The sequence below is a fragment of the Streptomyces sp. NPDC039423 genome, assembly GCF_055598725.1.
Genome location: NZ_JBVKAH010000009.1, coordinates 1 through 23,901, shown reverse-complemented (window position 1 = coordinate 23,901; position 23,901 = coordinate 1). Strand labels below are relative to the sequence as shown.

The 23,901-nt window shown below is 67.9% G+C and carries 24 protein-coding genes and 1 pseudogene; 12 read left to right on the top strand and 13 right to left on the bottom strand.

Annotated elements, in window-relative coordinates:
* The first annotated feature begins 37 nt into the window (after nucleotides 1–37).
* The 9 genes from ACZ7LK_RS26045 to ACZ7LK_RS26005 all read left to right on the top strand — a co-directional run bounded on the left by ACZ7LK_RS26045 (nucleotide 38) and on the right by ACZ7LK_RS26005 (nucleotide 7,251).
* Entirely contained in the window at nucleotides 38–1,039 is a 1,002-nt protein-coding gene (locus ACZ7LK_RS26045; RefSeq protein WP_392277249.1) for a GNAT family N-acetyltransferase, read from the top strand.
* Nucleotides 1,040–1,178: 139 nt separating this feature from the next.
* Nucleotides 1,179–1,751: a dihydrofolate reductase family protein gene (locus tag ACZ7LK_RS26040; protein ID WP_471143697.1), complete on the top strand. Its 573-nt coding sequence runs from the start codon at nucleotides 1,179–1,181 to the stop codon at nucleotides 1,749–1,751.
* Nucleotides 1,748–2,548 carry a VOC family protein gene (locus ACZ7LK_RS26035; protein WP_469463729.1) on the top strand — a complete coding sequence of 267 codons (801 nt, stop codon included), beginning with the start codon at nucleotides 1,748–1,750 and terminating at the stop codon, nucleotides 2,546–2,548. The genes ACZ7LK_RS26040 and ACZ7LK_RS26035 overlap by 4 nt, the downstream gene beginning before the upstream one ends.
* 91 nt (nucleotides 2,549–2,639) lie before the next feature.
* Nucleotides 2,640–3,857 carry a glycosyltransferase gene (locus ACZ7LK_RS26030; protein WP_392277246.1) on the top strand — a complete coding sequence of 406 codons (1,218 nt, stop codon included), beginning with the start codon at nucleotides 2,640–2,642 and terminating at the stop codon, nucleotides 3,855–3,857.
* Nucleotides 3,858–3,940: 83 nt separating this feature from the next.
* A complete protein-coding gene (locus ACZ7LK_RS26025; protein WP_471143695.1) occupies nucleotides 3,941–4,234 on the top strand; it encodes a hypothetical protein in 294 nt (97 codons plus the stop codon).
* 299 nt (nucleotides 4,235–4,533) lie between these two features.
* Nucleotides 4,534–5,412, top strand: a complete 879-nt coding sequence (locus tag ACZ7LK_RS26020; protein WP_471143694.1) for an SCO2400 family protein — start codon at nucleotides 4,534–4,536, stop codon at nucleotides 5,410–5,412.
* A gap of 694 nt (nucleotides 5,413–6,106) precedes the next feature.
* A complete protein-coding gene (locus ACZ7LK_RS26015) occupies nucleotides 6,107–6,610 on the top strand; it encodes a GNAT family N-acetyltransferase (RefSeq protein ID WP_392277244.1) in 504 nt (167 codons plus the stop codon).
* Between the two features lie 179 nt (nucleotides 6,611–6,789).
* Entirely contained in the window at nucleotides 6,790–6,942 is a 153-nt protein-coding gene (locus ACZ7LK_RS26010) for a transposase (protein WP_469463726.1), read from the top strand.
* Nucleotides 6,943–7,251 carry a transposase gene (locus tag ACZ7LK_RS26005; protein ID WP_471143859.1) on the top strand — a complete coding sequence of 103 codons (309 nt, stop codon included), beginning with the start codon at nucleotides 6,943–6,945 and terminating at the stop codon, nucleotides 7,249–7,251.
* Nucleotides 7,252–7,297: 46 nt separating this feature from the next.
* On the opposite strand, the gene ACZ7LK_RS26000 is transcribed toward ACZ7LK_RS26005, so the two are convergent.
* The 3 genes from ACZ7LK_RS26000 to ACZ7LK_RS25990 form a co-directional block, all read right to left on the bottom strand.
* The gene (locus ACZ7LK_RS26000) at nucleotides 7,298–7,630 is read right to left on the bottom strand and encodes a hypothetical protein (protein WP_392277243.1); all 333 of its coding nucleotides are present in this window, start codon (nucleotides 7,628–7,630) and stop codon (nucleotides 7,298–7,300) included.
* Nucleotides 7,627–8,553 (bottom strand): MerR family transcriptional regulator, encoded by a 927-nt coding sequence (locus ACZ7LK_RS25995; protein WP_471143691.1) that lies wholly within the window; start codon nucleotides 8,551–8,553, stop codon nucleotides 7,627–7,629. The genes ACZ7LK_RS26000 and ACZ7LK_RS25995 overlap by 4 nt, the downstream gene beginning before the upstream one ends.
* A gap of 106 nt (nucleotides 8,554–8,659) precedes the next feature.
* Nucleotides 8,660–8,800: a hypothetical protein gene (locus ACZ7LK_RS25990; protein WP_471143689.1), complete on the bottom strand. Its 141-nt coding sequence runs from the start codon at nucleotides 8,798–8,800 to the stop codon at nucleotides 8,660–8,662.
* A 392-nt stretch (nucleotides 8,801–9,192) separates the two neighbouring features.
* Here ACZ7LK_RS25990 and ACZ7LK_RS25985 point away from each other — a divergent pair, with 392 nt between their 5' ends.
* The gene (locus ACZ7LK_RS25985; protein WP_469463769.1) at nucleotides 9,193–9,270 is read left to right on the top strand and encodes a hypothetical protein; all 78 of its coding nucleotides are present in this window, start codon (nucleotides 9,193–9,195) and stop codon (nucleotides 9,268–9,270) included.
* Between the two features lie 231 nt (nucleotides 9,271–9,501).
* On the top strand, nucleotides 9,502–9,966 hold the full coding sequence (locus tag ACZ7LK_RS25980) for a cupin domain-containing protein (protein WP_392277241.1): 465 nt from the start codon (nucleotides 9,502–9,504) through the stop codon (nucleotides 9,964–9,966).
* A gap of 624 nt (nucleotides 9,967–10,590) precedes the next feature.
* Here ACZ7LK_RS25980 and ACZ7LK_RS25975 read toward each other — a convergent pair.
* From ACZ7LK_RS25975 to ACZ7LK_RS25930, 10 genes are all read right to left on the bottom strand, one after another.
* On the bottom strand, nucleotides 10,591–11,259 hold the full coding sequence (locus ACZ7LK_RS25975; RefSeq protein ID WP_392277240.1) for a lysophospholipid acyltransferase family protein: 669 nt from the start codon (nucleotides 11,257–11,259) through the stop codon (nucleotides 10,591–10,593).
* Between the two features lie 155 nt (nucleotides 11,260–11,414).
* Nucleotides 11,415–12,026, bottom strand: a complete 612-nt coding sequence (locus ACZ7LK_RS25970; protein WP_392277239.1) for a TetR/AcrR family transcriptional regulator — start codon at nucleotides 12,024–12,026, stop codon at nucleotides 11,415–11,417.
* A gap of 83 nt (nucleotides 12,027–12,109) precedes the next feature.
* Nucleotides 12,110–13,192: a GNAT family N-acetyltransferase gene (locus tag ACZ7LK_RS25965; RefSeq protein WP_471143687.1), complete on the bottom strand. Its 1,083-nt coding sequence runs from the start codon at nucleotides 13,190–13,192 to the stop codon at nucleotides 12,110–12,112.
* Nucleotides 13,193–13,203: 11 nt separating this feature from the next.
* Nucleotides 13,204–14,505, bottom strand: coding sequence for a hypothetical protein (locus tag ACZ7LK_RS25960; protein WP_471143686.1), 1,302 nt, complete (start codon nucleotides 14,503–14,505; stop codon nucleotides 13,204–13,206).
* On the bottom strand, nucleotides 14,502–16,103 hold the full coding sequence (locus ACZ7LK_RS25955; RefSeq protein ID WP_392277236.1) for a phospholipid carrier-dependent glycosyltransferase: 1,602 nt from the start codon (nucleotides 16,101–16,103) through the stop codon (nucleotides 14,502–14,504). Before ACZ7LK_RS25955 ends, ACZ7LK_RS25960 begins: the two co-directional genes overlap by 4 nt.
* On the bottom strand, nucleotides 16,103–16,870 hold the full coding sequence (locus tag ACZ7LK_RS25950) for a PIG-L deacetylase family protein (protein WP_471143685.1): 768 nt from the start codon (nucleotides 16,868–16,870) through the stop codon (nucleotides 16,103–16,105). The genes ACZ7LK_RS25955 and ACZ7LK_RS25950 overlap by 1 nt, the downstream gene beginning before the upstream one ends.
* Nucleotides 16,871–16,886: 16 nt before the next feature.
* Nucleotides 16,887–19,421 (bottom strand): glycosyltransferase, encoded by a 2,535-nt coding sequence (locus ACZ7LK_RS25945; RefSeq protein WP_471143683.1) that lies wholly within the window; start codon nucleotides 19,419–19,421, stop codon nucleotides 16,887–16,889.
* A 105-nt stretch (nucleotides 19,422–19,526) separates the two neighbouring features.
* Entirely contained in the window at nucleotides 19,527–20,945 is a 1,419-nt protein-coding gene (locus ACZ7LK_RS25940; protein ID WP_471143682.1) for a glycosyltransferase family 4 protein, read from the bottom strand.
* Nucleotides 20,946–20,950: 5 nt separating this feature from the next.
* The gene (locus tag ACZ7LK_RS25935) at nucleotides 20,951–21,757 is read right to left on the bottom strand and encodes a glycosyltransferase (RefSeq protein WP_392277232.1); all 807 of its coding nucleotides are present in this window, start codon (nucleotides 21,755–21,757) and stop codon (nucleotides 20,951–20,953) included.
* A gap of 511 nt (nucleotides 21,758–22,268) precedes the next feature.
* Nucleotides 22,269–22,979, bottom strand: a complete 711-nt coding sequence (locus ACZ7LK_RS25930) for a glycosyltransferase (RefSeq protein ID WP_469463716.1) — start codon at nucleotides 22,977–22,979, stop codon at nucleotides 22,269–22,271.
* A gap of 818 nt (nucleotides 22,980–23,797) precedes the next feature.
* Between ACZ7LK_RS25930 and ACZ7LK_RS25925 the strand changes: the two are divergent.
* A pseudogene (locus ACZ7LK_RS25925) lies at nucleotides 23,798–23,901 on the top strand (DedA family protein); the annotation flags it as partial.

The window sequence follows — 23,901 nt, the reverse complement described above, 5'->3', positions numbered from 1 at the left end:
GGATCGCCCGAGCCCCTCGACCACGAAAGCCATCACCTTGACCACTTCCGTACACGTCCATTCGCTCCAGCGAGTCTCGCCCGCCGAGGCCACCGCATGGCATCAGATCGTCGCCGCCTCGACGGCCCACGATCTGCCCGGAGCACCGGTCCCCGACCTCGGACAGATCCACGCCCGGCTCACCGGGCCCACTCTCCGCAGCCGCCTGCTGACCTGGCTGGCCACCGGGGCGGACGGCATCCCGGTCGGCGTCGCCGGCCTGCGGCTGTTCACCTCCCCCGGCCAGGAGCACCTGGCCGAGCTGGAACTCCACGTCGACCCCGCACACCGCCGCCTGGGCGCCGGCTCCCTCCTGCTGTCGGCGGCCGTGGCGGCCTGCCGGGCCGAGAACAGGCGCAGCCTGATCACCGCGGTCGCGGCCGACGGTCCGGGCGAGGGCTTCAGTGAGCGCCACGGCTTCCGCCGGGCACTCACCCTTGACCACCTCGTCCTGCGCCTCGACGAGCCGGCCGTGGCCGGCCTGCCGCGGATCGCCGAAGCCGAGCACCCCGGCTACCGCCTGACCGGCTGGACCGGAACGGTCCCCGACGACCTCGCCGACGCCTTCGCCGAAGCCAAGAACGCCATGAACGACATGCCCGTCGGTGACCTCGACTACGGCAGCGTCGCATGGGACGCAGACCGCGTGCGCGCCATGGCCGAGGTGGTCGCCGGCCGCGGCGACACCCTGCTGACCATCGCCGCCGTCCATGACGACGGCACCATGGCCGGCTACACCGAGATCCTGCTTCCCCGGGGCGCCGGGCCTCGCGCCCAGCAGTACGACACCGCCGTCGTGCCCGCACACCGCGGCCACGGGCTCGGGTTGTGGATCAAGGCCGCCATGGCGTGCCGGCTGCGCGCCGAACATCCCGACGTCGTCGAGATCGAGACGGACAACGCCGAGGACAACGCCCACATGCTCGCGGTCAACCGTGCCCTGGGCTTCCGCTCCTACCGGCGCACCCGCGAAGTCCAGCTCGACGTGCCGGCCGCCTGATCCGTACGGCCGGATTCTCACAGCAAGATCGTTAAGGCATGATCATCGAAGGTCAGGCCATTCGGCACGGCCATGACGGCCCGCCACGAGACGGGATCCGCCCCGATCCGTCCTCCCTCTCGCAGAATCGAGCCAGTCCATGCGCAAGCTGACCTACTACATCGCCGCCACCCTCGACGGCTACATCGCCGGTCCCGACGACCAGTACGACTTCTTCCCCTTCGAGGGTGAGGAAGCCGCCGCGATCCTGGCCGACTTCCCCGAGACGCTGCCCGCACCCGCACGCGAGCCGCTGGGCATCGCCGATCGCGCCGCCGAGCGCTTCGACACCGTCATCATGGGCCGCGCGACGTACACCCCCGGCCTGAAGCTGGGGTGGACCAGCCCGTACGCCCACCTGAAGCAGTACGTCGTCTCCCGCACGCTCACCAGTCCCGATCCGGCGGTGACCGTCGTCGACGACCCGGTCGCGCTCGTCCGTGAGCTCAAACAGCAGGACGGCATGGACATCTGGTTGTGCGGCGGCGGCAAGCTGGCGGCGGTACTGCGCGACGAGATCGACGAACTGATCATCAAGCGGCACCCCATCGTCCTCGGCTCCGGCATCCCCTTGTTCGACGGCCCCTTCACCCCGACGCGCTTCGTCCCGGCCGGCACGCGCGCCTTCGACTCCGGCCTCACCATCACCCACCTCACCAAGGACCCGTCATGAACGTCTCCTCCTCCACCCTCTCCCTGACCGTCGCCGACGTGGACGCCTCCCGCGCGTTCCTGTGCACCCACCTCGGCTACGAGGTGGCCATGGCCGACGACGGCTTCGTGTCCCTGACCCGCGGTGACGCCGCCGTCGACATCGTCCTCCTCCGCAGAGGTACGGACGTCCTCCCGCCCGAGCAGCGCGACCAGCGGGCGACCGGTCTCATCCTGGCCCTGACGGTCACCGACCTCGAGGCGGAGGAGGACCGGCTGCGCGCGGCGGGCGCCCCCATCACCATGCCGCTGCGTGAAGAACCGTGGGGCGAGCGGCTGTTCCAGATGACCGACCCGAACGGCGTCGTCGTCCAGCTCGTGGAATGGGCGGCCACCTCCGACGCCGCTGGTCCGGCCGATCCGGCCGAACACGACGAGAGCACCGCCGCGATCGTGATCACGCCGTCCACCGACCACGTCACCGTCTCCCCGAACGCGACCATGGCCGGTCTGGCGGCCCCCAGCCGTGGCGGCACGGAACTCAGCACCTGGACGGTCGCGATGGACGCCGGCGCCACCGGACCCGAGCACTCCATCAGTCGTGAGCAGGTCTGGACGGTCACCGCGGGCGTGCTGGAAGTGACCTGCGGCGGCCGTACGGACAAGGTCATGGCCGGCCAGACCCTGATCCTGCCGGCCGACCGCCTCCGCCGGATCCACGCCCCGGAACAGGCCGAGGCCCACGTCTCGATGCGCTCCGACGGGGTCGCCTCCGTTCCCGGCACCGAGGGCACCCGTGAACTGCCCTGGGCTCGGTAACTCAAGAAACACAGGTAACACCATTCGCTACCCGGGTCGTACCTCAGAATGGCCGGGGCCAAGGAACCACGGAACACAGGAGATTCAAGAAATGCGTGTGCTGTTGTCGACATATGGGTCGCGTGGCGATGTCGAACCGCTGGTGGGGCTCGCGGTGCGGCTGCGGGAGCTCGGCGCCGAGGTGCGGGTGTGTGCGCCGCCGGACGAGGTCTTCGCGGAGCGGCTGGCCGGGGTCGGGGTGTCGGTAGTGGGTGTCGGGCCGTCGGCACGCGCGCTGATGACCGGGGCTCCGCCGCCGTCGAAGGCCAACCTGCCGCAGCGCGCGGCCGATCTGATCGCCGGCCAGTTCGAGGTGATACCCGCGGCGGCCGAGGGGTGCGACGTGCTGGTGGCGACCGGCGCGATGCCGGCCATCGCCGGGGCGCGGTCGGTGGCCGAGAAGCTGGGCATCCACTACGTATCAGCGATCTTCCAGCAGCTGACCCTGCCCTCACCGCAGCGCCCGCCGCTGGCGTACCCGGGGCGGCCGTTCCCGCCGGAGGTGACCGACAACCGGGCGCTGTGGGACCTGGACGCCCAGAGCATCAACGCGCTGTTCGGTGAGGCGCTGAACACCAACCGGGCGTCGATCGGCCTGCCGCCGGTGGACAACGTCCGCGACTACGCCTTCGGTGACCGGCCGTGGCTGGCGACGGACCCGGTGCTGGACCCGTGGCTGGCGACGCCCGACCTCGATGTCGTGCAGACCGGCGCCTGGGTGCTGCCCGATGAGCGGCCGCTCCCGGCGGAGCTGGTGGCCTTCCTGGACGCCGGCGCGCCGCCCGTGTACGTGGGCTTCGGCAGCATGGCCGTACACGCGGGGGAGGACGCGGCCCGGGTGGCCATCGAGGCGGTTCGCTCCAACGGCCGCCGGGTGCTCGTCGGGCGCGGCTGGGCGGACCTGGGCCTTGTCGACGACCGGGACGACTGCTTCGCCGTCGGCGAGGCCAACCACCAGAAGCTGTTCGAACGGGTGGCCGCCGTCGTCCACCACGGCGGCGCAGGCACCACGACCACCGCCGCCCGGGCCGGCACACCGCAGGTGGTGGTACCCCAGTTGGCGGACCAGCCGTACTGGGCCGCCCGAGTGGCCGAACTGGGCATCGGCGTAGCCCACGACGGCCCCGTTCCGACCGTCGAATCCCTGTCGGCCGCGCTCGAGACGGCCCTCGCTCCGGAGACCAGCAGCCGGGCGAAGTCCGCGGCCGACACGGTCCGCACCGACGGGGCAACACTGGCGGCGCGACTGCTCCTCGACGCCGCACGCTGATGAACCCGCGGCGGGACCTGGAGACCGGGTCCCGCCGCACCCTTGCCGACCAGGCCGGCGCCCACGGCAAGGAGACGCACGACATGCGTGTGTTTCAGTTCGAAGATCTGTTCGGCAGCGAGTGGTCGTCCCGTCCGAAGCTGACTCTGCTGCCCGAGTGCTTCCTCACCACGCCGGAACTGGAGGAGCGCACCACCGCTGTCGACGTCCCCAGCGCGAGCGACCCGTCAAACGCCACCGTCCGCTCCACCGTCCGCCCGGCGGCCGGCCAGGCCCAGGGACTCACCACCCAGGTAGTGCTCGTGGCGGACCTGCTGGACAAGCAGGGTGCTACGGATGACCGGCCGGGCAACGGCAAGATCGTTGGGCCGCCCTGAAAGCGGCGCGGACCGGCGAGGCGGTCCGGGCCGGCTGCCAGGCTACGGAGTGACAGTGCGCAGGGAAGGGGCGAGTTACGTAGCCCACGTTTCAGTCGCCGTTTGAGCAACGGCGCGTGGTGATCCGTTGACCCCGGTAACCGGCGACCATCCCTGAGCCGGCGAGTGAGCGAGGTTCGCACATGTCCAGCACCCTCCAACGCAGCGCCCGGCGCTGCTACGTGGCCGCGGGCAGCCACCCAGCAGGCCGACCGGGCAGAGCTGACTTCCAGCGACTCGCGCACTGATCGGTCGGTCCCATGGACTACTGCGTTCCTTGCCGCCGCCCTCTCAACAACACCGTGACGTGCCCGGAGTGCGGGGCGTACGACGATGACATCGCATTGCCGGGCGGATCGGGCGACGGCGCTCCGGCGGTCGACACTGCGGCGATGGAAGCCTCCTTCGGCCTCGGACCAGACCCCGTCGAACCACCCGCGCCTTCCCCGGCGATCCCCACTCCCCGGAAACGGGCCGCCGAGAGCGAGACCGCCCCGGCCCCGGCCCCGGCCCCGGCCCCGGCCCCGGGCCCGGCTTCCCCGGCCGACGTGCCCGAGGGCCGGCGCCGCCACGGCGCGCCGCGCTGGAAGAAATACGGCGCCCGTACCCTCGCCGCGGCCGCGTTCACCATGCTGGGCGGCATCGCTGCCGGCGCGGTGTTTCCCGACCCGACAGCCAGGCCCCAGTCCGCTGACCTCCCCGACGCACCACCGGGCCCGGAACAGTCACCCACCGAACCGCCCCAAGGGCGCGCCCCCGCACCGCCGCGTGCCTCAAGTCCACCGGAACGTGCGGTCACGCACCCCGCCAGAGGCACCGGCCGGGATCGCGCTGGCGAGGTGACCCGACCGCCTCGCGCGACAGTCACGCAGCCGCAATCACCCTCTCCCACGGCTCCTCCCGCCACCCCGACTCCGCCGCCCGCGTCTCCAACCCCGGCCCCCCGCCCGTCCAGCGGCCGCCCCAGCCCCTCGCCTACCCCGACGCCACCATCCACCCCGCCGCCGACTGCCACACCAAGTCCGAGCCCGAGCAGCAGTACCGGCACCCCACCCACGGCCGACCCCACCCCGAGCCCTACCGTCAGGCCGCTTGCCGATGCGCTGCGCGGTGGTACGGAGTGGCTGTTGCCGCGTTGACAGGGGGAACCTCCGACGAGGTCCGCAGCACCCGCACCCGCCGCAACGAAGCGCCAGGCGACGGGTCGCGGACCTCGTCGGCCCAGTACAGCGCTCTTGGCACCAACACCTCGCCCTCCGCGCCGCAGCACGGTCGGGAGCAAGCCCGCGAACACGCACCCTCACGACGGAGTCCGGTCACCGACTCGCCCGCCTCCCTCCCCTCACCCAGCCACGCCGTGCACGGCGCCATGGCCTGCTCCAGCATCGGCTCCTTGCGGTCACCCGCCCCATGGCCGGGCCACGCCGGCCCCCTTGACCGGCACCGCGGTGCTCGGTCGCCGTCTTCCTCGTGTAGTCGACGGCGCGCTCGTGCTCCTGATCCTCGCCGGTCCTGGTCGGTCCAGACGCCGAAGGTGCCACCCTGGCGAGGCCTGTGGCGCCGGGCCGGGTGGCGCCACTCCTGAACCGGTGGCGGGGATGTTGCACGGCGCGGTCCGCATGCGGTCGGCGGGCGATACCAGCGACCCCGTGCCGGGTTCCCTTGACGGCGTCGGAGATGGAATCCGTTGCCATACCGATCATGGAGTCTGTCGATCGAACGGAGGTCTCGATCGGGTGATCGCGGGCCCTGCCCGACATGAGACCAGGGCCTGGCGGTATACGGGGAAAATCCAGGGGAGCGGACGGCCGCGCGCTGCTACGGTCGGGCGCCATGAGCTGGCTTCCCGATGACTTCGTCCACCCCGTCCTGGTACCGCTGCCGGGCGGTGGCCATCACCTGCGGCCGATCCGGGAGGCGGACACCCCGCTCGACTATCCGGCTGTGATGGGTTCGCGCGAGCGGCTGTGGACCATCTTCGGCCCGGCCTGGGGCTGGCCCGCGGCCACCATGACCTACGAGGCCGACCAGGCCGACCTGTTGCGGCACGAGAAGGAGATCGCCGCACACCAGTCCTTCAACTACGCGCTGTTCGACGCGGCGGAGACAGCTCTGCTCGGCTGTGTCTACATCGACCCACCGGAGAGGGCCGGCGCGGACGGCGAGATCTCCTGGTGGGTGGTGGACGAGCTGGTGGGCAGCAAGGTCGAGCAGGCCCTCGACGCGCTGGTGCCGCAGTGGATCGCCGCCGACTGGCCGTTCGAGCAGCCGCGCTTCCTCGGCCGCGAGATCTCCTGGGCGGACTGGCTCGCCCTGCCGGAGCATCCCGACACGTAAGTGGTTGTTGCCCGTACGATCGGGTGATGCGGCGGCTTCCGCGCGTGAAACAGGGCCTCCAGGTAGCTCGGGGGTGCGATCTCATTCCGAGTGGTTCCCGGAGGCCCTGTTGTCTTTGTTGTACGTTCCCGAGCGTTGGCTTCAACTCGCCCGCCGTGTCGTGCGATTGCCTCGCGCACGTGTACGGCAACGCGGCCGACCATCCGGACCGGATGCGCCGGTATCCGGCGGACATGACGGACGCGGAGTGGGCGGCCGTCCGGCCGTTGCTGCCGGTGCCGGCCTGGTTCCAGGGGCGGACTGGACGACCCGAGGGCTACTGCCACCGGTAGCTGCTGGACGCGATTCGCTACCTGCTCGCCGGCAGGATCTCATGGCGGGCGATGCCCGCGGACGTCCCCGCATGGGCCCAGGTCTACGCATTCTTCCGCCGCTGGAGCGAGCACGGGCTGATCGCCGAGTGCCACGACCGGCTGCGCGGGACGGTCCGTGAGCGCGAGGGCCGTGAGGCCGAGCCCACAGCGGGGATCATCGACGCACAGTCGGTGCGGGCCGCCGCGACGGTGCCGGCCGCCTCACGCGGCCACGACGGCGGGAAGAAGGTGCCAACCGCTGTACGCCTGCACACCCACACCGCATGAGCGCGGTGACGTTGTCAGCGGGCGAGGGCACGCCCGCGTTCCCCTTTCAGCGGGCCGCCCACGGGACACGGCAGCGGTGGGAGGCCGTCCCCTCCGGGCACAGGGCCGCGATCACCGCGTTGCGGAGGGTTCGACGCCTCCGAAGGGAACACACCAAGCGGACACGCAACTCGATCGGCTGCCGAGCGCCACTGCTGCGGGCGGGATGTTCCACGGCCCACTGCTGCGCCAGGAAGTCGTACGCGTCGGCGGGTGACGTCTCGCTCACACCGACGATCCGGGCGCCGAGGGAGCCCACGGCGTCCTCGACAAGCGTTTTGACCCAGGCCAGCCCCTCCGTATCCGCGTACAAGCCGAACGTGAGGTCGCGCGTCCTCATGCCGCCGCCCCTGTGAACCAGGAGTGAACCGGCGCGAGGGTGGATGACGGGGGCCATCCGTTGACCGTCGCCAGGAGCTGCCAGTAGCGCTCCACGAGCGGGTCGGTGCTCGTTCGCAGGCGGGCGAGGAGCCAGCCGCCCAGATTGCTCTCCTCGGCATGCTCGAACGCTTGGGCGTAGAGCTCTGCCAGTAGGTCGGCTGGGGATGAGTCTGCGGCGGAGGCCGGAAACAGCCCGGCAGCCACAGCCTCGTCGATCCGCTCGCGCATCGCCGGGTTGAGGGCCTCTTGCAGCGCGATGCCGTCCATCCGGGAGAGTTCTTCCGCCTGGTCCTCGGCTGTCCGCCGGATCGCACGACGGAAGTCCGCTGTCTGGCAGAGTCCGGCAAGTTCCACCCACGCATCGACCTGCTCGGGCGTGGGGCCTTCGGGTAGTTCAGGCAGAACCGATTGCATCAGGCTCACGACCTCGGCATTGGTGTGGCAGCCCGTGAACGCTTCGTCGATGAAGTCGGCCACGAGTCGGTGGCGTTCGGTCCGGGAAAGTGTGGCAAGTCGGTGCACGAGGTCCATCTCCAGAGGAGTAGGGCGGCTGCGTCCGGCAACCGCTCGAAGAAGGGCGCGGCGCAGGCGCAGGGTACGGATCTGCACGTCCAGGGCGTCGGCGTGCGCTTGCATGACCTCCGACAGGGACGCCTCCCGGTCCAGTACCTTGCGCACCGTGGCCAGGTCGAGCCCCAGTTCGCGCAGTGTGCGGGCCAGCTCGAGGCGTGTAAGTGCGTCCGGACCGTAAAGCCGGTAGCCCGCCGGGCTCCGGTCGGTCGGCGGGACGATGCCCCGGTCGGAGTAGTACCGGATCGTCTTCACCGTCAGTCCGGTTCGGCGGGACAACTCTCCGATGTGAAAGTGCGTGTCGCTGCGCATGCCCCCAGCCTTTCGTCTCCCCCTACGGGAGACTCAACCGGGGCGGACACAGAAGGGCTTAGGCCGCCTCCTTGCTTCACCACGGCTGCTTGCACCTCGCCGCACTTCATTCCGCCCCCATCCTCTTCTGGACCGCCGCGTGACCCAGGGCGGCGAACAGGTCGGGGAAGTGATGCTGGCCACCGGCGCGGGGGAGTGTCTCGCGGGCCTCGGGGAGCCTCGGCTCCACCGGCGGCCGCAGCACCATCTGCCGTTCCCCCTCGGAATGTCGTTGCTGGTGCCCGCCCCTCATGGGGCGTCAACGGGGGCGGGCACCAGCTCGCGGGGCGGGCCCGAGAGCTTCCGTCCTGGCATCACGAACCACCGGGGCCGCACCTCCGGCCTACGCCGCCGGGACGGGCCCGGCGAGCGGTGACGGCGCGTCCGAGCTCCACCACGTCCCTCGTCCGGGTGGACCGGGCGGAGGCGGCGAACCGATTCCCCGGCCCGGGCCGTCGCTTCAGGACATGGACATCGGCGAGGCAGACATCGCCGAGCCGGGGCTGGTGGCCCTGGACGTCACCGCCGCCGCCGAGGACACCGTCGCCGAGGTGAGGGAAAGCCCTCCAGCAGCTATGGCCGACCTCCGGCGTCACCCTGGTGTGGCGGACCCCCGGCGAGCCGGGAGTACAGGCCCGGGTGTACGCCGACGTACGTCCCCACCCCGGCGACGCCTGAAGACGCGTGCCCGGCAGCGAAACGTAAGCAGTACGACCGGCCCGGGCGCCGGAACGTCCATCCGGTGAACCTCCCGGCCCGCGCGAGTGAGCGGTCCTCGGACCTCTATGCGAGGAAGGTGTCTGCGCCACACGGTTACGTCGATGACGCTGTCGCAGTGAACCTCGCCTGTCGGCGTGAGCCGCGGAGCAGACAAGGGGAACCCCATCCTTCGACCGGACGGAACGGTCCGTGACCATCGCACAGGAGGAGAAGTCCATGGCGAAGCAGACCTTCGATCCCAATAGGCTCACGTTCGAGCAGGGTGTGGAGCGCATCAAGAACGCGGTCCGCGAGAGCGGACTCGACGTCGAGGGCCGCATCATCACGTCGAGGGATCCGGGCGTCGAGAAGGCGCTCAAGATTCTCGAAGTGGACAATGTCCCGCCGGGATTCCGCAAGTGGCAGCTTCCGGTGTACCTGGCCTGTGAGTCCCAGCTTTACATCACGGTTGCCGAGCCAGGTGCGCAGGCATCCCCACACGCGCACAACGACGGTGCCGGCATCCGGTTCATCGCGAGCGGGTCGATCGCCTACAACGGCCATGAGCTCACGGCCGGGGACTGGATGTACATCCCCGCGGGGACGGAGTACTCCTTCGAGGTCGGCCGTTACGGCGCGCTGATGTGTTACTGCTACTGCTGCTCTTGCGCCTGAGCAGGGCCTTCCGTGCCGCGGGCGACAAGAGGGCCCGGCACTTGTTCAACACCTGATGCGTCAGCTCGCTGCCCGATGAGGCGTCGGGGCGCCGGGGATTTTTCGTCCAGTCGGTGCGAGGGCCTTTGCGGTCAGTCCGGGTGGCGCGGGTGGCCGGCGCCGAACCGGCTGCCCGGGTCCGGCCGTATCCCTGCCCGACGCGAACCGCGCGCACCCCTGGCCCGCATCTCCCGCCTGTGATCCGCCCGCCCGGCCGCCTGCTCGCACGGTCCGCGGCCGCGGACCGGTCAGCCGGACTTACGCCCGCTCGGCCCTCGGCCGACCCCCGTGGTGTGGCCCGGGGTGGCAACCAGGTGCGCGCGGGACCGGGCCTCGCCGGCCAGGGGCGCTTCGGACAGATCCGCGCCGGACAGGTCCACGAGGGCGGCGCCGTCGTGGACTGGATCTCGGCTGCCGAGAGCGGTGAGCGCCGCCTGAACGTCGCTCGCCGGATGGCTGTTGGTGGTGCCTGCGGCTTCCTTCGGCCTCTTGGCGTGGTTGCGGAATGGGCGGACAGCGCATCGTCACTCTGATTGCAGAGAGTTACTTTCCGCTTCGTCGTAGCTTCGGAAAAGCAGGGCCGGGTCAGCCCTGCTCCTTCGCCCTCGCCGCGTAGACGGGCACGTACTCCTGGCCGGAGACCTCTGCTATGGCCTGCACGATCAGGTCGGAGACAGCCCTTCGGGCACCGGCGTCAGCGGCGGAGTCCTCGTACAGGGAGAGGTCGACGGGCTTACCGAAGGTGACCTTGACCTTGGCCGGACGCGGAAACACGCGCCCGGGTGGCAGCACGCGGTCGGTGCCGCTCATGGCCACCGGTACCACGGGCGCGCCGGACTTGAGAGCCAGCCATGCCACGCCGGTCTTGGCCCGGTAGAGCCGGCCGTCCGGGGAGCGTGTGCCCTCGGGGTAGATGCAGAAGACGCCGCCGTCCTTCACCACCCGAAGACACGCGTCAAGCGAGGCCACCGCCGCCCGCTGGTTCTCGCGGTCAACTGGAACCTGGCCACTGCCCCGCATGAAGGACGAGACGATCCGCGTCGGCCAGGAACCTCCCTCAAAGTACTCCGCCTTCGCCATGAAGGTCACCTGTCGGTCCAGCACCAGCGGCAGGAAAGTGGAGTCCACGATGGACAGGTGGTTGGACGCGAGAATGACGCCGTTCGACTGAGGCACGTTCTCCAATCCCACGGCTTCGAGCCGCGCCGCGATACGCAGCACCGGTCCGGTCAGCCGCTTCAAGTGCTCATACATCAATTCGTTCCTCTATTGGATCTGTGCCGGGCTCGCGGCGTGCGAACGCTGATGCAGGCTGGGCTGCGCCACCAGCAGAACGGTGCCGTCCAGTGCGACGATCACCGCCCCGGCCACGCTGACGAGAAGCGGGACCGAGCGTCACAGCCGCCTGGTTATGAGGCCATCGGCCCGAGATGGGCGTCCAGCGCAGCTTCGATCAGCCGGCCATGACTGTCGGAACTCTCGCCGCCGTGGGCGAGTTGCAGGCTGCCCCAGGACCACAATTGGGCGATACCGTGCAGGTTCGCCCACAGGGCGGCCGCGGTGACGGCCGCCGAAGGCTCCAGCGCCTGCGCCCGGCACCGAGCGACGAGCTCGGTGACGCGCTGGAACATCGGGAGCGTCGCCTCCCGCAGCCGAAGCCCGTCCGGAGTTCCACGCTGCTCGCCGCTGTCGAGCAGGTCGTGACGGAACATCAACTCGAACATGCCGCGCCGTTCCAGTGCATAGGTGACATACACCCGCGCCAGCGCCGCCAACTCATCACGTGGCACGGTAGTCCCGGCCGTGGCTGCGGCGGACCGCGCGCCCAGCTCCTCGAAGCCTCTGCGCGCGATGGCCGACAGCAGCGCCCGGTGTGTCGGAAAGTAGCGCCGCGGCGCACCGTGCGACACACCTGCCCGGCGGGCGATCTCCCGAAGACCAACCGAAGCGGTGCCCTCAGACAGCACCAGCTCTACGCCGGCATCGACCAGTCGTTCCCGCAGGGGCCGTTCAACATCCATAGACAGTGTCTACCAGACATTCGTAGACAGCGTCTACCGGTAACTCGTCGGCGCAGACAGAGGAGGCCCGCGTGGTGCCGTGGTCAACGCCAGACCACGCGCTGAAGCCGCGGGAGAGTGTCGAGGGCCTTCAGCGCGGCGCGACGCATGACGGGACGCCGGGTAGCGGCGCTGCGGAGCCGGGTCACTGCTTCCATCTGTGCCCGGCGCGCCTTGGCCGCAACGGTGGGGCGCTCCACCCAGCCCTCTGCGAGAGGGACGTCGGAGGTTTTGATGGTGTTCTTGAACGGCTCGGTTCCTTTGCCGAGGTCGATGCGCTCGATGCCTGCGGATGCCGCGGCCTCCGCCACCTTCATGCGCAACAGCATGCCTGGTGAGAAGTGGGATGCGGCCGGGTCATAGGTGGAGAACCAGTCGTGCATCAGACGCCTCGATCGCAGCCCGAAGAGCCAGGCGATCGGCCGGTCGCCCGCGTAGAGCACAGACAAGATGCCTGTGCAGGTCGCTGCCTTGGTCGAGCGCAGTTCCCGCAGCAAGGCGACGGTACCGGGCCGGGAGAAGAGGTCCACTTGACCCTTCGCCCGGTAGTGGGCGGACTTGTTCCGCATGAATGCTTCAAGGGATCCGGGACTGTGGTCATCGAAGACGAATCGCACATCGCCTACCTGGTCGCTCAGTTGCCGCTCGGCACGCCGCAGTCTCTTGGTCCTGTTCGCCGACCAGGCGAGTGCGGAGAGGTAGGCATCAAATCCTCGCCAGATATCGATGACGGGGGAGCCTGTACGCAACTCGACGCCGGTTTCGAAGGGCGTCTGCTCTTGGGTGAGATGGTCGTAGCGCCACAGGGTCAGCCTGCAGGAGCGGAGCAGGCCAACAGGGTCCCATTCGAGCCCGGGGTCGTGGATCAGGCCCTGGCAGTCACACACGCCACTGCCGATCGGCAGTCCCAGGCCGAAGGGCCGGCACTCGAACGGGAAAAATCCCACCGGTCCTGCTGCTTCGGACAGGACCGCTACACGGGCGCCGCGCCGCCAGTTGCCCACGGCCTGAGCGAACTCGGGGGAGAGGAAGGGGCTCTCCAGGACGGGTGTTGCCTCCTGCATCGCCCGCCAGGCCGCGGACTCGGCGGCACCGAGCTCGTCCGGGGCGATGACCGTGATATCCATGGTTCGGCTCCTCACGTCAGCTGTTCGATGACCTCTGCGTACTCCTTCAGCGACGAGCCGGGAGTCCCGTCGTAGAGGTTTTTGTCGAAGGCCCACATGAGGCCTCCCAGCCCACAGGACGTCATCTGGTGTGCGGCGTCGTTCATCACTCCGTCGTAGTAGGGCTGGACCTGCGGCCCGGCGCTCTCCCCGTTCACGGCAAACCCGTAGTAGCGGGCCAGGTTCGCGATCCATCGCACGGATGACCAGTTGTGGATGATGTCGCTGCGCGACGGGTCCAGAAGGAGGTGCTCCTGGTCGGATGGGGAACACCCGTTGTCACGCGGTTCGCCCGATCCGTCCACGAGCGATGTCGAGACGATTTCGATGTTGTGGCTGTCGTGGATAGCCGCGAGACTCCGGAAATAGCCGACTCCCCGCCCTGCCAGATCCGGCAGAGCAGAGCCGTCCAGGCGACTGTCGATGACTTCCTCGTACTCGTACGGGCGGATGCCGGTGCCCGGCAGCAGGATCTTGATCCGCCCCTGGTATCCGAGGGCCTTGTAGTGACCGATCTGCCAGTTCACGGCTTGGGCGAGGGCATGGTGGTACCAGTCGAACCAGGCGGCCACGTCTGCTCGCGTCACGGTTCCACCTCCCGCTGTCCGCTCGCCCGGCCCCCAGCCGGGAAGCGGGTTGGGAGGGATGGCGGGGGGCCTGTCTGCGGTTCCCGGCGCCCCTTGAGCTCGGGTGTCGAATGCCCAAAAGGAGTTTTTGCGGCCTTCCTTCACGGAGGCAGGCGGATAGCTGAACTCTCCTGTCTCGCTCACACCGATCCGGATCGCCCAGAAACGGTCAAGTTCCAGCTCTTGGGCGAACCTGTCGATGTACTCCTGGACCTCAAGCCGTACGGACTGGCTGAAGACCACGTTCGGTGCTCCCGAGAAGCGGTCCCCGTACTGGTCGACGAAAGCGGCTTCTGGGCGTTCCTGGAGCCACATGGGCGGAGAGTGGATCGTGATGCCGGCCTCCACCTCCATGCCGGCCTTCTTGAACGCACCTAGCGTGCTTTTGAGAGTGCTGACGTAAGCGGTGTCGAAGAGGTCGTCCTGTGGCTCGAATCGGTCCCAGCGCACTTCCAGATGCGCCACCTGCACCCCGCTGCCGGCTTCCGTGTGCGCGCTGGCCGGGTCCGTCAGCAGCGTTCCGAAATGGTAGTCCGCGTCCCTGGCCGGCCGCAGAATCAGGGCCACCGAAGCAAGGACGGCGAGAACGGCGACCACGACCCCGCCACACTGCACATAGCGCTGGGCGCGGAGGGAGAGGACGCTCATGGCCGCTGCGGCAAACGTTCGGCAGCGGCGGATGGATCCGTCAGGGGCAGGCGGTAGACGGCGAGTGTGCCGTAGGTCCGGCCGTTGAAGGAGAAGACGAGCTGGCCCTGAGCGACAAGTCGCTGAGTACGGCCCACCGTGAGGAAGGCATAGCCCTCCCGGACCTCCTTCCAGGGGACAATGACGTACTGGACTCGCGCCGCGGCGCGGGCCTGGGGGGTGACCCACCTGCCTATGCGGTACCGGTCCTCCAGGACACTGGTCCGGCCGTCTCGTTTGGGTGACAGGGAGGGCGTGCCGTCCACGACAGTGATGGCGCTACCCGCCGGGATGTGCTTGGTGACATAGGCTCTCAGCCTTGCGTAGCCGTCATCCGGCTCCGTTCTGCCCACGAAGTACGACGTACTGGACAGACCAAGCACCACCGCCAGACCAACGACGGCGATGCTGTGGCATATCCGCGCAGAGTTTCCCTTGCGCGTCCGCAGCACAAGGCGCACAGCCACCGCCACCGCAGCCACGCTCGGCACTGAAAGCAGATACAGATAGTGCTCTTCCAGCGTCCCGAAGAACACGGCGTAAAGCAGAGCGCAGACCCCTGACAGTTGCCACAGCCCCACCATGCGTTCGGCCGGATTGCCGCGGAACAGCAGCACCACCAGCGCCACCGTGCCGGCGACCAGCAGCAGGTACGCGCCGGCGAAGGTGGGCGCCTCCTCGATGAGGCGGGACACCACAGACGGCGACTCCGCCGAGTTGAATCCGGTTGCCTGGACCGCTCCCAGCAGTCGCTGGATGCCTTGCCCCTTCACTTCCAGGAACCAGCCCAGCTGCCCGCTGAGAGCCACGACGCTCACATAGACGGCGTAGGGTACGGCACTCAGCCCTACCGCGCACAGCAGCAGCCGGCGCGGCGGCTGTCTGCCGATCGCCGTCGCGAAGAGCACGGGCACGATCGTGACGAACACCGCCCAGTCCTTGGTCAGGATGGCAAGGCCGAACAAGAGCCCCGCACTCGCCGCTCGCAGTCCCGCACGTCTTGGCGGGGGATGTGCGAACAGGGGGAGCAGCACGGCGAAACCGGCCACCACCGGCAGCATCATGGAGGTTTCCAGCAGCACGCGGCCGTTTTGCCGGATACAGAAGGCGTCGAGGGCGAACAGGGCTCCGGCCGCTGCTGCTGCCGGCCAAGAGCGGGACACCCGAGCCACCAAGACGGCCAGGGCAGCCGCCGTGGCTCCGGCGAGGAGCGCGTTGAGGATCCTCATGTCGTACACCGACGCGACCGGGTCGCCTTGATGGCCCGAGAGGAACTCCCAGCCGGCCAGAAGGTAGAAGAACCCCGGTGGATGCAGGAAGAACGGGTGCCCCGACTCGTTCGGGTAGCCGAGCACAGCGGTGCTGTGGCCGAGGTCCCGGTAAAGCACCTCGTCGGTGAAGACGTCAGCGGAACTGCCGATGTGGACCAGCCGGAGACCGGCAGCGAGGGCGAACACGACGATGGCGACGGCCCAGACAACCGGAGCTCGGAGGGAGGAGCGCCGGGAGGCGGAGGCAGGGGCGGACGGCGCCTTGGTGCGTGTCGCGGTGCTGCTCATCACCGGCCTCCTGGGTACAAATAGGTGTCCGGCACAAGCGGGACCTGCCCCGAGGGAAACAGAGCATCGTACTGCGTCCGGTACCCCCGGATCATGGCGGCCTTGGCCTCCGAACCGGGCCACCACCAGGTCGTCATCAGTGCATGGCGGCGAGCGAAGTCGGCGCCCACTGGGTGGTGCTGGTTGTAGGGAAAGTCGCTGTAGTAGACGACAGGGCGGCGGCTCAGCTCAGCGGCAGTGCGGACCAGTAGATGGTCGGCGTGCCCGCCGACTGCGAGCGGGGCCAGGACAAGCCCCGGCTGGGAGCTTGGAGCTTGTTCCTCCAGGAACTGAACGACGTGCCGCAGTACGTCTCGGTCATACGGAGAGACGCGCCCTGCCGTGAGGTGGATTCGGTAGACCGGGTAGACATGGGCCAGCTCGGGCAGCATGCTGCTGACACGCCGGGGCCCCGCCGGCGCCCAGCCCGGCTTCCTCCGGAACAGCCCCTCGGTGAGACCGGCATGCTGCCATGCGATGCCCGCACGCTGGAGCACTTCACAGTCCTCGGCACGTCTGGCTACATACAGCTCCTCCGCATCATGCGCGCCGAGCAGATGCAAGTGACGCCGTGCCGAGTGCGTATAGGGCGGCGGTGCCCCCTCGGTGAACACCGTCGCAACGGTGACCGGGACGCGATGCCGGGCATGCTGCAGCAGGGCACCACACGACAGGACACCGTCGTCAAGATGGGGTGACAGCACGAAGAGCGGGGTGCCATCAGCCATGGCGGTAGTCAGCGGGTCAGCAGTCACGGCAGTCTCCCGTCGGCGGCACCGGCAGTTGCTGCACCAGCTTCAGGTAGCGATCGGTCATCTCGTCCCAGCTGTAATGCTGCGCCGTGACGTAGGCACGCCGGCCGAGCGCGCGACGGGCTGGTTCGTCCGAGGCGAGCCGGTCGATCTGGTCGGCGAAGCACTTGACGTCGAAATGCGGCACGGCGACGTCTCCCCTGCCCGACATCCACTGGAGGGAAGGCAGGTCGAAGTGCACCACCGGTTTGCCATACGACATTGCCTCGAGCGCGACCAGGCCGAAGGTCTCCTGGCGTGAGGGCATGACCATGAAGGCACACCGCGTCAACAGGCGGTGCTTGCCTGCCGCATCGGCGTAGCCGACCCAGCGGACATCGCGCGTGGTCGTGGCCAGCAGTTCCACCAGCTTGCGCTCCTCGGCTGGTGTCCCTTGTCCGGCGATGATCAGCGGCATGTCGGTGGTGGCCTGCCGGTAGGCGGAAACCAGCAGGGCGATGCCTTTCATCTCCGTGTCGATACGCCCCAGGCACACAATGCAGGTACCGCAGCCGAAGTCCGATTCAGCGATGTCTCGCCGGTCGACGCCGTTCTCGATCAAGTGCACCGTGGCTCTCGGGCTCTGCCGCCGCAGATCGGCGGCGTCGGCCTCGTTGAGGACGACCAGGTGCCGGTAGAGGTGAAGCCCTGCACGCTCCACGAGGAACGCCGGGACGCGATACTTGCGCCACATGAGGTCCCCGCTGCGGCAGTGGGACAGACCAACGACGGGCGCTTTGGTGAATAGTGGCAGGAAGCTCGTGCCGAACGGTGGGGAGAAACTCTCCAGCCAGACGTCGTGGGGAATCCGGCGGGCCATAAGGGGAAGCGCCGCCTGGAACAGTACCTGCCCAGCCCGCGGCCCAGCCCGCCCCACCCCGAGGTACCGACGGCGAACTCCGTCGATTACCTGGGTGCCGCCGTGCTGGGCTGCCGAAAGAATCAGCACGTCGAACTCCTCCGACAGCCTGCGCGCCACCTTGTCGATGACGACGGCGCCACCGCCGTGGTAATTCTTGTTGTCCGTATAGTCGAACGTCGATATCACCACGCGCCTGCGCGGAGCCGTACCAGGGCTTTCCGGGGGAGCTACCGCGCGTTCGCGGACGAACCGCACCACCGCGACTCCTCCGCACATCACAGCGGCGACAAGCCACCAGACCGGCAGGGAGCGGAGCGCGAACAGGGCGCCGACGACGACGACCGGCTCCACCAGCGGCAGATGGGAGACCAGAGAGAAGCCGTGGGCCCGCGCCAGCCGGTGTCCAAGGAGCACCATCGCTGCTACGGACCCGAAGGCACCGCCCATGGCCAGCCCGCGCACCCCGCCGAGCTGCCAGCCGGTCAGCAACGCCGCCATGAAGATCACCAGCCCGGCAGCCTGGATGCGCAGGCACGTACGGTCGTTGACAGCCTGGAAGAAAGTCGAGATGAGGTTGATTCCCCCCAACGCGAACCCGGACACCGCAGCGAAAAGCAGGAGTGAGCTCATCATCGTGTAGTCGGAAGGAAACACGCGGGCGATAACGGCTTCAGGAGCCGTGGCACACACCGCGGTCACCGGCAGGGCGATGCTCAGGTACATCCGCACGGCGTTTCCGGCCAACGGACTGCCCGCACGGCGTCGGGACAGAGCCGGGAAGAACGCCACGGAGACGGCGCCGGCCACGAACAGCGGTGCGCGGCCCATCATCATGCTCGCCTGAAAGCTCGCCGCGGCAGCGCCGGCTGTCGGCAGGAGGGCCACGAGCACTACGTCCACGGTGGCCATGAGCGCCACCATTCCCTGCACCGAGCTCAGCTCGAGGGCGCGACGCCACAGGTCACGGTGGGCAGTGATGTCCAGCCACCGCCGGTCAGCTCCACGGGCCCCGCGGAACGGCCACCACACGACAAACGGCAAGACCGCGATTCCAAAGGCTGCCAAAGCGCCAGTTTCGCCCCAACCGAGAGCGGACACCAGCAGCAGCCCGACGGTGAGCTTCAGCACCGCCTCCGCGGTGACGACACCGGCCAGGGTCAGCATCCGCTCAGTGCCCTGGAGCCACCCGTTGGTGACGCGGGTGACGTAGATGAGCAGGGTTACACCTGCCAGCACCAGGGTCGTCACCCCTCCGGCGAACTGTGCCGCCACAGCCGCCACGATGCCCCCGCACAGCACACCACCGGCAACAGCGATCACTATGGCGAACCGGATGGCATTGGCGCGTTCCGCCTGCGAGGCCGCACGGGCCAGGGCCTGGGCCAGGACCCATGGGACAGCAACGACGGCGATGGTGGCCGCGCACTGCACCATGCCTTGGCCGGCTGCGAATACGGCATAGGAGTCGGCGTCCAGCAGACGCGTCAGCAGAAGTGCGTAACCGTAATTCAGGGCCCCCACCACGATGGCGGCGGCAGTGATCCAGCGCGCCCCGCGCACGGCCGTGACATGATCCGGCCGAGTAGGCAGCAGACGCGGATCCGCCGCTGTGTGCTCAATCGTCACTGTTCTTGCCCTCCGACGAGAACGTCTGTCCCCACCCGAGGCCGACCGGATGCCACCCTCGTGAACAGGGCGATGCCCGCCCCACACCCTCGAGCTGCGCCCCACTCATGCCGCAGGCTCCGTGTGACCCAGCAGGATGTCGCGTCGTGTCGCCAGGCTCACCGAAGGCTGGGAGACACCGAGGCGCCGCAGGACCCTATAGGCACGGAGCTCGTCGCAATCGTGCAGGAGCAGTCCGAACGAGTCGCCACGGCGCGTGTAGTCGTCGGTCCGCCGCAGGTCATGAGCGAGAACGTGCTCCATGGCGTCCGCATCGGTGCTGTGGAATCGACCTCTGGCCGAAAGGTTTCCCGGCTGCCGTCGTGAGTGCACTCGGCGGTGCACCCGCCGTATCTCCTCGGCGACCACCGCGGCCAGGCGGTCGGCGCTGTCGTCCCACGAGAACTGCTCGGCCCACTGGCGGCATTCGACAGCGAAACGCTCCCTCACATCAGGCCGACGCAAAGTGTCCAGGGCCCTGTTGATCCCATCCGCAAGGGCCGAATCGGGCGGGAGCAGCCAGCCGTTGCGCAGGTGATCCACGGAGTCGCGCAGCCCTGGTACGTCGTAGACAAGTGCCGGGGTGCCCACGGTGTTCGCCTCGATCACCGTCAGACCCCACCCCTCCGCCACGGAAGGAACTACCGTCATCCAGGCACGGGCGAGCAGTTGTTGTTTGACCTGTTCGGTTACGCGGCCGTGGAAGGTGACGGCACGCGTGATCCGCAGGCGGTCCACAAGTGCACGCAACACTTTCAATTCCTCACCGTCTCCGCAAATGTCAACGCGAAGGTCTGGAACCTGCTGCAGCACGGCGGGCACAGCGCTGATGAGCAGGTCGACACGCTTGTGCGGCACAAGTCGGCTGATCACGGTGATGTGAGGTCTTGCGCTGCGGGCCGGAGGGGCAACCGCCGGTGCTGGGGGACTTCCGTTGGGAACGATGTGAACGGGGTTGTGCATGCCCAGCTCGCGACGCGTGCCCTCCCTGGTGGAAGGCGATACGACCACCACGGGGCGGCCGCGGTACACGACACGGCTGACCTGCTTCTCCAACAAGCGTCCCAAGGAATTGACGGGCCACCGGAAACGCAGGTCGAATTGCTGCTGGTGAATGTGGTGGATGACACAGATATCTGCAGTCCACCGGGGAACGAAGAGTGGGGAGAAGAACGGGATTCCGTTCTGGAAGTCGATGACCGCGTCGTACGTGTGCGCATTGCGCAGCAAATGACGCGCCGCTGCGGAGTACACACTGAACGTACTGCCGTGGCGAACAACCCGCACACCTTCCTGGACCTCGGTCTCGGCCCCGCCGGGATACCGAGCGGTAAACAGCGTGACGTTCGCATCGGCCGCAGCGAATCGCTTCGCGATCTCAAAGCAGTACGCCTCGGCTCCTCCCGCCTGTGGGTGTGAAGGGTCGCGCCAGTTGAGGAACAGAAGGTCCGTGCGGGCTAGCTGGTCAAGGGCGTGAGCAGGCATGGCGGTCACCCCGAGTACGACAGGCGTAGGAGGTCGGCCATTGACCGCAGGCCGTCGCGGCGGGCCGAGAAGGTGGACCCGGGCATATCCGACCACGCCACCGGCAGCTCCACCACCGGCAGATGCCGCTGCGCGAGGCGGCACAAGAGCTCGACGTCGAACGCAAAGCCGTCGACATGGCATGTCTGAGCGATCTCGCGGATAAGTGGCCCGTTGAAGAACTTGAAACCGCACTGAGTGTCGGCGATGCTGCGCACCTCCGGCGGAGCGAGATGGTGGAACAGCCACGTGCCGAATCGACGCCCAAGAGATTGTTCTATCTCATATATGGCTCCGGTCGCACGACGGGAGGCGATGACGGCTGCTGCCCGCCCGTCGACCAGGAGGGGCATGATTCTGTCGAGGGTTTCCACGGGTGTCGCGTTGTCGGCGTCGACGAATCCCAGGAAATGAGCGCTGGATGTCATGATGCCACGCCGCACGGCCGCGCCCTTACCGTGGTCACTGCAACCGATCACGTGCACGGGGACGTGGGTGCCGCCGAATCGTGAAGTCACATCGAGCGTGCCGTCGGCACTGTCATTGTCGACGACGACTACTGCGGAGGACCAGTTCTTGTCTCCGAGGTAGCTTACTGTGGCAGCAATTGTGTCGGAAATTCGCCGTTCTTCATTGTATGCCGGGATAATGACTTCAAGGTCTACGGGCGGGCGCCGCAAAATGGCGGGCATGCTTTCTGGCTCGAAAACCTGAGGCATGGCCGCTTCGGGAGCTAGGGTATCGTGGAAAGGAATGAATCGTGCGGGCATCATGGAGACCCGCCTCCTTCATATGGGGAGCGGAGATTTTTGTACGGGTCTGATGCCGCAGAAATTTTTGACCAGGTCTTGACTGCTTGTCTCCCGCCACGTACCTCAGCGGGGCGCGCGCGAGCTGATCCGTTGGAATCCGCCGGCTCGGAGCGACCGCTTTGACGGCCGGCACTGTGCCGCACTCGCCGGCCGGCGCTGTTTCGCACTCGCGGTGTACGCGCGCACCGGCGGTGGGGCCCCTGGTGCCTGCCGAAGGCAGCCAACCTCACATAGGCCGAGCGGCGAACCTGGTCGGACGCGCGGCGTGCAGGGCGCGGACGGCGGGATCGTGCGGGAGCCGTCGAACGCGGCCCCGCAGCAGCAGGCCAGTCGGTCGCCCGCCGCACTGGGTGCGGAGCGGAAACCGAGGAGGTGGTAGTCATGGAGAGGAACACGAGGCCTCTTCCCGCGTGATGCTTGGTTTAGCCTGCTTTCCACACCTAGCATGGAATGCAAATTCCGTCAACACGGCTCAGGAGTGCGGTACTCGGTGGCCGGTCAGCAGACGGGGAAACGTGTTGCGTGGACGCTCGCGCCAGAGCAGGGCAAGGACACGGATTCCGTCCTGGAATGTGTGCCGCTGTACGTGTACCTCTCCAGGCATCTCATGGCTCGGTACTTCGACGACACGCAAGCCATAATGCAGCGCGTGCACCACTGTCTGTGGCCAAATGCCCACCGGGTCACCGTGCAGGGGGAGAGCTTCCAAAAACGGCCTGCGGAATGCGCACATTCCTGACCACAAGTCTGTCAACTGCTGACCATAGAGAATGTGCGTCAGCCGCAGCAGCAATCGGTGCGCGTAACGGTGTGTAAACGGGTGACTCAGGCTCTCTCCGCCGGCTATGAACCGGGAACCCTTGACCAGGTCGAAGCCGGATCCAAGGTAGTGCAGGTAATGGGGGATGTCATGAGGCGACATGGTGCCGTCTCCGTCCATCAGTATTATCTGCTCACCCCTGAGGGATCCGGCATCCCCTGGCCAGGTTGACGGGCCGTCAGGTGCTGTATTCACCACAACGACTTCATCGACAAAATCTGGCAAGCCATCCGACAGCCATGCAGGGCCTTCCATCCCTGGCCTGACCACGACCACGAGGCTCACGTCGATGCGTGGCTGAGCAGCATGGCCCACGGCGTCGGGCTTCCAGTCGGTGGACCGGCGAAGCGGATGAGTGATCATGAGATCATCCCCGACAGTGCAGAATCTTCCTTCGCTATCCAGCCTACAGCACCACCCCTGACGCAGTACGGCGCGAGTAATTCAGGCGCTGCGCCGAACAGTCCTTGTGCCACGACCCGCAATCGCCTCACTCTGGACATGCACATTCCGCTGCGCACCGAAGGCCCGTGATGTCAATCCCTGTTGTGTGATGTGCTTTTCGGGTCTTTGTTCCCTCCAGGTGCGTGCTTAATGGCCGGGTTCTTGGTGCAGTTGTCAAGGTGGCTGCTGATGCGTTCCTTGTGGTCCAGTGTTCCTTTGCGGGAGATCATGGAACGCCGTCATGCGGCACTGGTAGGCGTCGTCACCCAGGCCATGCTTTGAGGAGTACTGGCCGGCCTGACGATTCGCAATCCGGGCAACCCCCTTGACTCCCATCGAGGTTCCTAGCTGGTCGATAACATGCTGGTCTCGATGAGGGCAAGGGCCGGCACGGTCGGCAAAGCTGAGGAGATTCCCCCTACGGCTCCCGCCGTCATAACCGTCCGGAACGTGGTGCCGGCCTGGTTCGCATCATCGCTCGCACGTAAACTGCCGAGTACCCCGCAGCAGTCGCAGAAACAAGATGAAGAGGACTTCACCGAGGACAGCTGGTCCAGCGGTTCCGCCTGTCCGTTACGCTGGTAGGGGGGCCGTGCACCGCCGATGTTGTGGCGTGGTGAAGATGGCACTTCCCGCTGACCCAGCCCAAGCCTTCGTGGGACGGAAGGCCGACTGCGGCGGTCGCTCAGGCGGCCCGGCCCGACGGGTGGCGTCGACGTGAACGATTGGCGCTGAACGTGAATACCCTTGCGCTCGGACCGAGCTGGCTGGACCCGGACTACCTCATCGAGACCTTCGGCCTCATCGGCGTCCTGGTCATCGTCTTCGCCGAGTCCGGACT